This is a genomic window from Streptococcus sp. 210928-DFI.4.42 (assembly GCF_020554365.1).
In the GTDB taxonomy this organism is placed as follows: Bacteria; Bacillota; Bacilli; order Lactobacillales; family Streptococcaceae; genus Streptococcus; species Streptococcus parasanguinis_S.
The window spans coordinates 129,324-141,664 of record NZ_JAJCHF010000003.1; the positions used below are offsets into that span (position 1 = coordinate 129,324).

Genomic DNA, 12,341 nt, shown 5'->3' on the forward strand with positions numbered 1-12,341 from the left:
AAGGCCCATTTTGCACCCGCTTCACGACTAAAACAGCGACAGGCTCCAATCAGGTCGCTTTCACTACTCAAAAAATAGACAAAATCCTTACAAAGTTCCAAAAACATGGTATAGTAGAAGAAAAAGAACTCGGAATTTTTTATGAAACAAACAAGCTTAAAAGAGGTCTCTCCTCTTCTCCAGCGCATCATTAATTGGTCGTCTATCATTGGGGCCCTCGGGACCTTGGCCTTTTGTATCTGGGCCTACTTTTCTGGCATCCTTCAATCCAAAGAAACCTTGTCAGCTTTTATTTTGCAAGCCGGAATCTTCGGGCCTCCTCTATTTATCTTTCTTCAGATCCTTCAAACAGTAGTCCCTATTATTCCTGGTGCCCTGACATCTGTCGCTGGTGTCTTTATCTATGGCCACATCATTGGGACCATCTACAATTACATCGGGATCGTGATTGGCTGTGCCATTATCTTCCACCTAGCCAGAATGTACGGGCCTAAGTTCGTCCAATCCATGGTCAGTCAGAAGACCTACGACAAGTACATTGGCTGGCTCAATGAAGGCAAGCGGTTCGATCGCTTCTTTATCTTCATGATGATCTGGCCGGTTAGTCCTGCTGACTTCATCTGTATGCTGGCAGGTCTGACCAATATGACCTTCAAACGCTACATGACTATCATCATCCTCTGCAAACCTATCACCCTTGTCATCTACACCTATGGCCTGACCTATATCATCGATTATTTCTGGAAAATGGTCTAAAGCATAACACCACCTCCTAATTGACTAGGAGGTGGTGTTTTTGGTCAATATGAAAAGATTTTTATACGCCATTTAGTCTAAAATAAGCTTTTACCAGTCGACGTGATAGTAATAAACACCGCACTATTTATTAATATAAATCTTCCAAACTTCTATATTCAACGACTTCATTTTTAATAACATTTTTTTCAAATTCAAAATGGTTAAGTGGGTTATCGATCAATACCAATTTTGGAATATCGTCGAGATTGGTGACTAGAGATAGAATAAAATCTGATTGATATTCCTTAGCTTTCTCAAATTCTTTAGCGGTCAAACGAATACGTCCTTTAGGTTTTCGGATACCTTTAACCTCAGCGAGGTATGAATGTTCTTGAACATCTACTTGGAAATCATATCCATCACCATAAAGACGGGCATCAGTCAATTGACCACCTTGAAATTTTTCTTCCTTATCAAAATGGTGTATGAAATAGTTCTCTGCTTCCATTCCCGTTTCTTGTAGGCGTTTGAATTTCGTCCGAACAATTGGCTTTTCAATGATGGTTATACCTGTTTTCTTTCCTTCACTTGCAAGCAACATTTTGACTATTTCTGCGAAACTGTGAACATCCTCACTCCCAAACATCATGTCAATTAAATCTTTTCTAAAACGGTAGACTTCAGCTTTTTGCCACCAACCTTTTCGATTGTTATCAAAATAGGGGTCGAATAAATCCATTCTATTTTTGACGACACCAGTTGTTTCTGCAACGCCTAAAGAAACTATGTAACGATAAAACTCGGATTTACTAGAGCATTGAAATTCCCTTATAAAAGTATCATCAAACTTAGCAAGCCCATAGCCAATCAAGTTTAACAATTCATAGTGAGGGTGTTTAGACATAACTTTCTCCATCAATAGATATTGATTTCATTATACCAAAAAAAACACGGCATACCGCCGTGTTTCTGTGTTTATTTCACCAACTTCTTCATCTCATCAATACGTGCTACGGTTGCGTCGTATTTAGCTTGGTAGTCGGCTTGTTTGTCGCGTTCTTTTTGGACGACTTCTGGTTTGGCATTGGCTACGAAGCGTTCGTTAGAGAGCTTCTTGCCGACCATATCCAGTTCTTTTTGCCATTTAGCCAGTTCCTTGTCGAGACGAGCGAGCTCTTCTTCGACATTGAGGAGGTCAGCAAGAGGCAAGTAGATTTCTGCTCCTGTGATGACGCTTGATATAGCGAGTTCAGGTGCAGGGATGTTTGATGCGATTTCCAGGTGTTCTGGATTTGTGAAGCGTTTGATGTAGTTGACATTGCTGTTAAAGAAGGCTTCCAAGTCGCTATCGCTTGTCTTCACGAGAATGGTGATAGGCTTGCTTGGAGCAACGTTTACTTCCGCACGCGCATTACGAACGGCACGAATCAAGTCTTTGAGACTTTCCACACCAGTGTGGGCAACAAGATCTTCAAAGGCTGGATTAACAGTTGGGTAAGCAGCTGTAACGATAGAGCCTTCTGAGATTTGTCCAAAGATTTCCTCTGTTACGAATGGCATGATTGGATGGAGGAGACGAAGGATCTTGTCCAAAGTGTAAAGGAGAACAGAGCGTGTGATGACTTTTTCGTCCTCATTGTCGCTGTAAAGGACTTCCTTAGTCAACTCAACGTACCAGTCCGCAAATTCATCCCAGATGAAGTTGTAGAGGATGTGACCAGCCACACCAAATTCAAACTTATCAAAGTTGGCAGTAGCTTTGCCGATGGTTTCATTGAGGTTGTGGAGAATCCAGCGGTCTGTGACATTTCCAGCTTCCTTCTTAACAACTTTTTCGACATTGGCAGTAGCTTGCTTGAGGGTCAAGCCTTCATTGTTCATGAGGATGTAGCGAGAGATGTTCCAGATCTTGTTGATGAAGTTCCATGAAGCATCCATTTTCTCGTAAGAGAAGCGCACGTCTTGACCTGGTGCAGAACCGTTTGAAAGGAACCAGCGAAGGGCATCGGCACCATATTTCTCGATAACATCCATCGGGTCAATCCCGTTACCGAGTGATTTAGACATCTTACGTCCTTGCTCGTCACGGATAAGACCGTGGATAAGAACGTTTTGGAATGGCTGACGGCCAGTGAATTCCAAGGATTGGAAGATCATACGAGACACCCAGAAGAAGATGATGTCGTAACCTGTTACCAAGGTTGAAGTTGGGAAGTAACGTTTGAAGTCTTCTGAATCGACATCAGGCCAGCCCATAGTTGAGAATGGCCAAAGGGCAGAACTGAACCACGTATCCAAGACGTCTTCGTCCTGAGTCCAACCGTCGCCTTCTGGAGCTTCTTCGCCGACATACATTTCACCCTCGGCATTGTACCAAGCAGGGATTTGGTGACCCCACCAGAGCTGACGAGAGATTACCCAGTCGTGGACATTTTCCATCCATTGGAGGAAGGTATCGTTGAAACGAGGTGGGTAGAATTCTACCTTATCATCTGTATCTTGGTTGGCAATGGCATTCTTAGCTAATTGGTCCATCTTCACAAACCATTGAGTAGACAAGCGTGGTTCAACCACAACACCTGTACGCTCTGAGTGCCCAACACTGTGGACACGTTTTTCGATTTTAACAAGGGCACCGATTTCTTCCAACTTAGCCACGACTGCCTTACGAGCTTCAAAACGGTCCATGCCTGCAAATTCGAAGGCCAAGTCGTTCATAGTTCCGTCGTCGTTCATGACGTTGACTTGTGGTAAGTTGTGACGTTGACCAACCAAGAAGTCATTTGGATCGTGGGCAGGTGTGATTTTCACGACACCTGTACCAAATTCAGGATCAGCGTGTTCGTCTCCAACGATTGGGATCAGTTTATTAGCGATTGGCAGAATAACGTTTTGACCAATCAAGTTCTTGTAGCGTGGATCTTCTGGATTGACCGCAACGGCTACGTCCCCAAACATAGTCTCAGGACGAGTTGTCGCCACTTCAAGGGCGCGTGAGCCATCTTCCAGCATGTAGTTCATGTGGTAGAAGGCACCTTCGACGTCCTTGTGGATCACCTCGATATCAGAAAGGGCTGTGCGAGCTGCTGGGTCCCAGTTGATGATAAACTCACCACGGTAGATCCAGCCTTTCTTGTATAGATCCACAAAGACCTTACGAACGGCTTTTGACAAGCCTTCGTCAAGCGTGAAACGCTCACGAGAGTAGTCTACAGAGAGACCCATCTTGCCCCATTGTTCTTTGATAGTCGTCGCATATTCGTCTTTCCATTCCCAGACTTTCTCAAGGAATTTCTCACGACCAAGGTCATAACGGCTAATGCCCTCACCACGCAAGCGCTCCTCAACCTTAGCCTGAGTCGCAATCCCAGCATGGTCCATACCAGGGAGCCAAAGCGTATCAAAACCTTGCATACGTTTTTGACGGATGATGATATCTTGCAACGTTGTATCCCAAGCGTGACCAAGGTGGAGTTTACCAGTTACGTTTGGTGGTGGAATAACGATTGAATAAGGCTTAGCCTTTTTATCGCCTGAAGGCTTGAAAACATCTTCGTCAAGCCATTTTTGGTAACGACCAGCCTCAACCTCGGCTGGATTGTATTTAGGTGAAAGTTCTTTAGACATGTGTGTGTCCTTTCTCTATTGTTTTCATTTTTTCTTGAATCTGCTTTGCGACTTCTTCTGCAGACAGATTCGTATTATCAATTTTCAGGTAGTGGTGAAGACCACTCGGTTGCTTTTGAGAATTAAGTTGATCTGTTTTATCAGTCTCTAAAATTTCTCTTTCAGATACCTCAAAATTCCGTTTCAAGGGTTTGTATTTCAACCGATTCTCCGTCCGATTGCGACGTAAGCGCTCCTCAAGAGACGTTTCTAATTCAACAAAGAGAATCTCTTGATGATACTCATTTAATAAATCTTGAATATCCTTCAAATACATCAGATGATATTGATTTGAAAAATCAGTTACACCTGTTAAAATCACCGACCGATGATGCCTGGCGCTTGTTCCAAGAAAAGAAAAGTTAACGCTACGAACAAATTCCCACATTTCTTCCGTAAAATCCTGATAGATTTCGAGTGCGAAATCAATTGGTTGATGGTTGAAAAAGAGAGTCGCACCGGTGAGTTTCGAAAGTTCCTGACCAATGGTCATTTTCCCTGCAGCTGGAGCTCCAATGATGAAAACATGCATCAATCCACCTCCCACTCACTCTTCAGCAAACCATATCTCAAATCATCACAGCGGTTGCCTTGAGCATCTTTGCGGTCTCTTATGCGAGCTTCGAGGGTGAAACCAAGCTTCTCAGCGACTCGTTGACTTTGAAGGTTGTAGCCAAAGCAAGACAATTCTACCTTATGAAGCCCCAGTTCTTTAAAAGCCAGATCAATCAAGGCACGCGCTGCTTCTGGCACATAGCCTCGCCCCCAATAGTCTGGGTGCAAGGTATAGCCAATCTCCAGCACATCGTCTTCGTGGCGATGATTGAAGTCGACAGAACCAATGACTTTATCGGTTCCTTTGACCACAATTCCATAGCCAGCTGGGAGATTGTCCTTTTCATTGCGCTCAGGAAGGATATGCTCTAGATAATAAATCTCATCTTCCAAGTTCTTGACGGGTGGAAAACCTGCTGGGTAGGAGACTTCTGGAAGACTAGCGTAAGCATATATGTCCTCTGCATCAGCCACTGTTCGGACTCGTAAGACTAGACGCTCCGTTTCGATTCGTTCTGGCAGTTCAGCTCTTGTCATTCTTCTTCCTCGCTTTCTTGATAAAGCTTCCCATGGGATCGACTCGGTCATCTAGATAACGGTAGACGCGCTGATGGCCGTCCCCCATAAAGTAAGTCGGCGCAAAGCGGTCATTTTTAAAATGACCCTTGTCGTCCAAGAGCTCTGTATCAGCCAGTCGATTAAGAATTTTGGCAAAGATATGGCAGATGCCATCTTCCTCGATAATCCGATCCACCTGGCAATCCAAAACGACTGGACAAGCCTCTAAAATAGGAGCCTGAGTTCGTTCAGAAATCTCATAGCCAAGGCCCAGGTGATTCAATTTCTCCCGATGGCTGATAAAGCCAGCCTGTTCCATCTCAAGCATGAGATTTTCGTTAGGGATATTCACAGTGAACTTCTGGTAATGCTTAATCTGGTCTGCCGCATTTTCCTCAGCACCAACACCGATGACTAGCCAATCGCCTAGACTATAGGAGGAACTGCAAGTCGTAATATTGTGCCCAAAGTTCTGGTCCTGATATCCTAAGATGAAGATAGGAAAACCAAAGTAGAGTTTGCTGGTTTTAAAAGATTGTTTCATGACAACTTCCTTTTGCTAGGCTGCAATAAAAAAATCGCCCCTGTCATCAATCTGACAGGGACGAATGTGTTTAATCCGCGGTACCACCCAATTTCGGGCAGATGCCCGCAACTCTCGTCTTTAAAACAAAAAGACATTTATATTTCATTTTTAAATTTCATCCATTAGCAACCAGTTTTGACACATTTGTGGATTTCTCAGCTCCGCCACTTTCTGTAAAATGTGGGACTCAAAACACCTCTAATAGGTTCATTTTAGCAAGTTTTCCTGGAAATAGCAAGAAATCATAAAAGCGATTATTTAAATTTAACGCCTAGTTCTTTCAATTTCTTGATTGTAGCTGGGCCGATTCCTTTAAGGGCCAACAACTCTTTTTCTGTCCAGTTTGCGAAGTCCGCAACAGAGCGAATACCTTCATCATAGAATGTTTGCGCACGATCAAGTGCCACACCTTCCAAACTTGCAGCAAATTCTTCCACTGAAGAAGCCGCTTGTTTCACTTCTTTCGCTACTGCTTTTGTAGCTTTCTCAACTTTTTTAGGTGCTTCTTTCACAGCTGCAGTTACAGTTGCGACAGCTTTTTTCAAAAGATGTCTATTTTGATGTTTGTATTGTTTCGCACGGTTTACGTTCTTCTTTGCCATTTTTCCTCCTAAATTCAGTGATCAATTCCTAAGGCAACAAGGTTTCATCACTATCATTCCATTCAAAAATCCGTTGATGTCATTTCAACTTTTTTATTGTATCACAATCCCCTAAAAAATCAAGTCATTGCTCAATTTTCAGGTAAATCTAGCTAGTAAAACGCCTTCAATAAGGCCATTTTAATATTTTCTTTCACCAAAGAGGCCATCTGGTAAATCATGAAATCCTTTTCCAGCATGGAAATTTTCAAACTTTCCTTGCAAGAACTGATAAGCGTCCAAACGGCTTTCATAGCGAATCATGGCTATTTTAGCTCGCTCATCCTGGTCTTCATCAAAAACCTTCTTACTTTCTTCGAGAGCCATTTCATTGATCATGACTTGGGTCTTGATCCACTCCTCAAACTCCTTCATAAACTCTGTTTCGTAGCTCATCTTTACTCCATTCCTCTATAAAAATCCGTATCGATCTCTCGATAAGGTTGAATGTCCTGAACATATTCCAAGACGCCTTGAAAGTCTCCCGCTTCATCACGCACTGCTGCATAGGTGACATGGACAAATTTCCCACGCGATTCTGATTTGAACCACATTTCATACTTGTCTTTTTTCCCTTCACGAAGCCCCTGCATGATGGCTTTGACCTTCTCCAAATATTTCGGTGGGTGACACAGCTCAACATTGCGTCCTACCTGCGATGGCGTCCTCTTAAAAATCATTTCCTCAAAAGGCGCAGCATCATTGTAATATTGGAAAATATCATCCTTATTGACAAAGGTGATCTCCATTGGTAACTGGTTCAAGATTAAATTCGCTTGCTCCACCGATAAAAATCCATGACCAAAAGCTTGTGGCTGCTTGCGATCGAAGCTCTCTTCTTTTTTCTTAGGCGTGAAGGTAATGGTCAATTGCCCCTCAGGAGTCTCAATGACCCGACGATTCTCATCTCCTTTTGAAGAAGGAAGTGGTTCAGTTGAACCATCTGACTCTTCAGACGCTTCCTCCTTGAAGTCCACGCGTTTCGGCACCCATTTCTCACTTGGGAAAATAATGGCATAACCATATACATCACTTTCTTCTGCAATGGAGAGCCAGTCATCCTGGGTAAAGGACTCCAGCAAAATCATCAAGAGGATCGACTCTTCCTTGAAGATCATGGCCTCAAACTCTTGCGCAAAGGCTTCAAAGAGCTCTTTGACTTCTAAGATACTAGAATCCGGTAATTTCTTGGCCGCATCCAAAGCTTTCGCAAAGAGTTCCCGAATCTGGTCATCCACTCCCCACATCACTTTTGGTGGGGAATCATGCCCATATTTTTCCATAATCGGAAACATCAGCTCTTCCTTACGACGGTAATGCCGGTCAAATTGACCCACCAAGCCCAGCTGACGTAACAAGCCCTTATGAATCTCCTGAATCATCTCAGGATCCTCAGTCGTCTCATAATTGTTTAGCAAGCGACGGACCCGCATCATAGCGGCTCGAAGGGCTAAGTTCTCCTGTTTAAAGATCTGAACCGGGTGACCTGGATGGTCTGTATCTGCCACTTCGACCCCTTGAACAGCATTCTTAAAGAGATTGGCATGAACATCACAAAGCTCCATCACATCTTCAAAAGTAACCCCTGCATCTGAATTCATCAGTTCATGCTCCATAAGAGAGATCTCAATCGCAGAAACCCCTGCAAAAGTCGCATCAAACCGTTCCTGAACCGACTCAGGGGAAGCTCCATGATGAAGCTCTAATAAGATATCTCTTAAAACATGAATTCGTTCATCACTCATTAGTCTAGCCCCACTACTTCATAGCCATTAGCCTCTAGTGTTCGCACAATCTTCTCCATAGGAGTGCCTTCTAATTTTGATCCCTGTTTCAAGGAAACCTTGCGCCCAACTGTATTGCGCATGATCGGATTGGCTAAGGGTTTAAAGCCCAACTCCACCAACAAATCCAATACTTCCGGATGTTGATCAATGACTTGAGCAACTGGAATCGATACATCAATAACATTGTCCATTTATTTATTTCCTCTACTCATTCCCTTTATTCTCTCTCTGACGAGCCCGTTCTTCGCCCCACCAAAGGGGCATCAGCTCTCCTAAAGTAATGGTCTTACGACTTTCATAATCCACCATAAACTCTAGATGACGATTCTCTGCATCTAGCTCAAGGAGAAATTCACGACAGGCCCCACAAGGCATCCCTGAGCCTTCTCCATAAGGAGGCTTGTCTCGAAAAGCAATAATGCGCTTGACCTTGGTTTGTCCTGATTGTTGATACATGTTGAAGAGAGCTGCTCGTTCGGCACATAAATGAAAGACGCCACAGGTTCCTTCCATACAAAAGCCCGTAAAAATCTGACCATCTGCAGCCTCAACAGCAGCAACCACATGTCGAGCATAGACAAAATCTGAAACCTCTTGAGGCGCATAGAGAGCTTTCGCCTCAAGATAAAGTTTTTCCCAAATATCCATTCTTCTTTCACTTCTTCACTAATTTCACAACTGCTTCTGTCCGTGCAGTATGGGGGAACATGTCCACTGATTGAATGTATTCAACCTGATAAACCTTTGTCAAAGACACTAAATCCCGTGCCAAAGTAGAGACATTACAAGAGACATAGACCATCTTTTCAGGTGCATAGTGCAACAAGGTCTCGATTAATTTTGTACCCAAGCCCGTACGAGGTGGATCCACGATCACAGCATTAGCCCGATAGCCTTCTTGGTACCAGCGAGGAATGATCTCTTCTGCTGTACCAGCCTCATAGTGGGTATTCTCAAATCCCATCCGTTTAGCATTGTATTTGGCATCTTCAATCGCTTCAGGAATAATATCCATCCCCCGAACACTTTTCACTCTATTAGCAAAAGCAAACCCAATCGTTCCAACCCCACAGTAGGCATCAATCAGGTTATCCTCTGGAGAAACATCTAGAGCCTTGACAGCCTCACTATACAATACTTCAGTTTGTTCCGGATTCAACTGGTAAAAGGCTCGAGGAGACAGGGAGAATTCATAATCCAAAACACCTTCCAAAATGGCATCTTCTCCCCAAATAATCTGCGTTTGTTCCCCATAAATTTCACTGGATCGAGACGTATTTTTGTTAACAGCAACTGTGACAATCTCTGGGTGTTTCGTGACCAAGTCTTGCACCAAATTGTTTACATTAATCTGACGACTAGTAACCACAATGATCTGAACCTGCCCAGACTTCCGAGCCCGTCGAACCATCATGGTTCTGACACCCAGTTCTTTACGCTCATCAGCAATCGGAATCTGATAATAGGTCAATAAATCCGTTAGATCGTTGGCGATAGCTTGAATATCCGGGTCTTGAACCAAACAATCCTTTAATTCCACCAAATAATGTGAATTTTGGGCATAGAGGCCCGCCTTCACCTGGCCCTTGAATTTCCTAGTTTGAAATTGCAATTTTGCCCGATAGTAAAGCGGCTCCTGCATTCCAATTGTCGGCCGAATATCATACTGTTCAAATCCTTCAGGTGAGAACTTCTTCAAGGCCTGTTGTAATAAATCTGTCTTAAACTCCAGCTGCTTATCATACTTCAAATGCATGATTTGACAGCCACCACAGGTCTCATAGATATCACACATGGGCGTCACACGAAACTTAGACGCCTTATTCACAGATAGGAGTTTGGCTTCCGCAAAATTTTTCTTGACACTTGTAATTTGACAGAAGATATCTTCTCCCTTCAAAGCGCCTGGCACAAAGACAAGTGTTTTTTTATAAAAGCCAATCCCTTCTCCGTTAATTCCCATTCGTTTAATTTTCAAAGGAATTTTTTGTTTTACTTTAACGTTCATATCCCTATCTTAACACATTTTTCGGTATAATAAAAACATGAAAATTACAAAACTAGAAAAGAAAAAAAGACTCTACCTCCTGGAATTAGACAATGATCAAAAACTTTATATTACAGAAGACACCATCGTCAAATATTTTCTTTCCAAAGATAAAGAAATCAGTGAAGAGGAACTAAAAGAAATCCAAGAGTTTGCTCAATACTCCTATGGTAAAAACCTGGCCCTTTACCATCTTTCTTTTAAAGCTCGAACAACAAAAGAAGTCCGAGACTACCTGACAAAATATGAGATTGATAGTGGCATTATTGATAAAGTGGTCCAACACCTAAAAGAAGACAAGTGGTTAGATGATCGTCAATATGCAAGAAACCTGATAGAGGCCAACCTTCTCAGTGGCGATAAGGGTCCACTCTTATTACAACAAAAAATTCAACAAAAAGGGATCACAAAATCTATCCTTCAAGAAATTCTTGCAGACTATGATTTTTCAGAAGTGATCTACCGTACCGCAATAAAACTCCTAAAAAAATACCAAGGTAAATATCCGTTAAAAGCCATTGAAACGAAAGTCATCCAAGCACTCATTTCAAAAGGCTTTGCGTATAACCAAGCAAAGATAGCATTCCAAAATCTCGAGCTCGAAACAGATGAAGAAACAACACATGAGCTCATTCTAAAAGAGTTAGAAAAACAATACCGTAAATACAGTAAAAAATATGAAGGCTATGACCTCAAACAACGCTTGACTCAGGCACTAGCCAGAAAAGGCTACGATTATAGTGATATAACGTCAGCCATTAGAGAATACTTAGATTCATAAACCAAATTGAAAATTAAATAGAAAAATAAGAAAAAATTTGAAAAAATATGTTACAATATAGAGGATATACTTAGATTGTAGAAAGTTGGTAAGTTATGAAACTACCTAAAGAAGGCGACTTTATTACAATTCAAAGTTATAAACATGATGGCAGTTTACACCGAACATGGCGTGACACCATGGTATTAAAGATAACCGAAAATGCAATTATTGGAGTAAATGATCATACACTTGTTACTGAAAGTGATGGTAGACGTTGGATCACCCGTGAACCAGCGATCGTTTATTTCCATAAAAAATATTGGTTTAACATCATCGCCATGATCCGTGACAATGGTGTGTCTTACTACTGTAACCTAGCAAGTCCTTTTCACATTGACCAAGAAGCCTTAAAATATATCGACTATGATCTCGATGTCAAGGTCTTTACCAATGGTGAAAAAAAATTGTTAGATGTTGAAGAATACGAGCAGCACAAAGAAAAAATGCACTATTCAGATGACATCGACTTTATTTTAAAGGAAAATGTTAAGGTTCTAGTAGATTGGATAAACCAAAACAAAGGTCCTTTTTCTGAGGAATATATCAAAATTTGGTATAACCGTTATGTTGAACTGCGAAATAAATAAAGTTGAAAAGAGCGATAGCTCTTTTTTTTGAAAATTAATAAAAAAATAACTACAAAAAAAGTCTAATGTCAACCATTAGACTTTTTCGATACACTATCGGGAAGACAGGATTCGAACCTGCGACACCTTGGTCCCAAACCAAGTACTCTACCAAGCTGAGCTACTTCCCGATCTAAAGCTACCGCTTTATGCACCCTAGAGGAGTCGAACCTCTAACCGCCTGATTCGTAGTCAGGTACTCTATCCAGTTGAGCTAAGGGTGCTCATTCCTATTCAATTATTACATAGCCTTGCGACCATGCACCCTAGAGGAGTCGAACCTCTAACCGCCTGATTCGTAGTCAGGTACTCTA

At 42.2% G+C, this 12,341-nt stretch carries 14 protein-coding genes and 2 tRNA genes; 3 read left to right on the top strand and 13 right to left on the bottom strand.

What is annotated here, in order from left to right; translation table 11 throughout:
- Positions 1-141: 141 nt before the first annotated feature.
- Complete coding sequence (locus tag LIZ08_RS02190) at positions 142-756, top strand: TVP38/TMEM64 family protein (RefSeq protein ID WP_003011758.1); 615 nt, start codon at positions 142-144, stop codon at positions 754-756.
- A gap of 130 nt (positions 757-886) precedes the next feature.
- Here the strand turns inward: LIZ08_RS02190 and LIZ08_RS02195 are convergent, their stop codons facing one another.
- The 11 genes from LIZ08_RS02195 to rlmD form a co-directional block, all read right to left on the bottom strand.
- Complete coding sequence (locus LIZ08_RS02195) at positions 887-1,642, bottom strand: DUF3883 domain-containing protein (RefSeq protein ID WP_173018794.1); 756 nt, start codon at positions 1,640-1,642, stop codon at positions 887-889.
- A gap of 71 nt (positions 1,643-1,713) precedes the next feature.
- Positions 1,714-4,365 (bottom strand): valine--tRNA ligase, encoded by a 2,652-nt coding sequence (locus tag LIZ08_RS02200; protein WP_227038174.1) that lies wholly within the window; start codon positions 4,363-4,365, stop codon positions 1,714-1,716.
- Positions 4,358-4,936, bottom strand: a complete 579-nt coding sequence (locus tag LIZ08_RS02205; RefSeq protein WP_154852141.1) for an AAA family ATPase — start codon at positions 4,934-4,936, stop codon at positions 4,358-4,360. Before LIZ08_RS02205 ends, LIZ08_RS02200 begins: the two co-directional genes overlap by 8 nt.
- Positions 4,936-5,496 carry a GNAT family N-acetyltransferase gene (locus LIZ08_RS02210; protein WP_154852139.1) on the bottom strand — a complete coding sequence of 187 codons (561 nt, stop codon included), beginning with the start codon at positions 5,494-5,496 and terminating at the stop codon, positions 4,936-4,938. The genes LIZ08_RS02205 and LIZ08_RS02210 overlap by 1 nt, the downstream gene beginning before the upstream one ends.
- On the bottom strand, positions 5,483-6,061 hold the full coding sequence (locus LIZ08_RS02215; protein ID WP_227038175.1) for a flavin reductase family protein: 579 nt from the start codon (positions 6,059-6,061) through the stop codon (positions 5,483-5,485). The genes LIZ08_RS02210 and LIZ08_RS02215 overlap by 14 nt, the downstream gene beginning before the upstream one ends.
- Before the next feature lie 296 nt (positions 6,062-6,357).
- Positions 6,358-6,705 (bottom strand): helix-hairpin-helix domain-containing protein, encoded by a 348-nt coding sequence (locus LIZ08_RS02220; protein WP_003011968.1) that lies wholly within the window; start codon positions 6,703-6,705, stop codon positions 6,358-6,360.
- Between the two features lie 180 nt (positions 6,706-6,885).
- On the bottom strand, positions 6,886-7,140 hold the full coding sequence (locus LIZ08_RS02225; protein WP_013903179.1) for a DUF1912 family protein: 255 nt from the start codon (positions 7,138-7,140) through the stop codon (positions 6,886-6,888).
- Between the two features lie 2 nt (positions 7,141-7,142).
- Positions 7,143-8,489, bottom strand: coding sequence for a DUF438 domain-containing protein (locus tag LIZ08_RS02230; RefSeq protein WP_223346173.1), 1,347 nt, complete (start codon positions 8,487-8,489; stop codon positions 7,143-7,145).
- A complete protein-coding gene (locus tag LIZ08_RS02235; RefSeq protein ID WP_003005810.1) occupies positions 8,489-8,722 on the bottom strand; it encodes a DUF1858 domain-containing protein in 234 nt (77 codons plus the stop codon). The genes LIZ08_RS02230 and LIZ08_RS02235 overlap by 1 nt, the downstream gene beginning before the upstream one ends.
- Before the next feature lie 13 nt (positions 8,723-8,735).
- On the bottom strand, positions 8,736-9,179 hold the full coding sequence (locus LIZ08_RS02240; RefSeq protein ID WP_021152718.1) for a cytidine deaminase family protein: 444 nt from the start codon (positions 9,177-9,179) through the stop codon (positions 8,736-8,738).
- 7 nt (positions 9,180-9,186) lie between these two features.
- Positions 9,187-10,539, bottom strand: coding sequence for a 23S rRNA (uracil(1939)-C(5))-methyltransferase RlmD (rlmD, locus tag LIZ08_RS02245; RefSeq protein WP_223346174.1), 1,353 nt, complete (start codon positions 10,537-10,539; stop codon positions 9,187-9,189).
- Positions 10,540-10,576: 37 nt separating this feature from the next.
- Here rlmD and recX point away from each other — a divergent pair, with 37 nt between their 5' ends.
- Positions 10,577-11,359: a recombination regulator RecX gene (gene recX, locus LIZ08_RS02250; protein ID WP_227038176.1), complete on the top strand. Its 783-nt coding sequence runs from the start codon at positions 10,577-10,579 to the stop codon at positions 11,357-11,359.
- A 95-nt stretch (positions 11,360-11,454) separates the two neighbouring features.
- Entirely contained in the window at positions 11,455-11,988 is a 534-nt protein-coding gene (locus LIZ08_RS02255; protein WP_003005798.1) for a DUF402 domain-containing protein, read from the top strand.
- A 96-nt stretch (positions 11,989-12,084) separates the two neighbouring features.
- On the opposite strand, the gene LIZ08_RS02260 is transcribed toward LIZ08_RS02255, so the two are convergent.
- Positions 12,085-12,158, bottom strand: a tRNA-Pro gene (locus LIZ08_RS02260).
- A gap of 19 nt (positions 12,159-12,177) precedes the next feature.
- Positions 12,178-12,251, bottom strand: a tRNA-Arg gene (locus LIZ08_RS02265).
- Positions 12,252-12,341 lie beyond the last annotated feature (90 nt).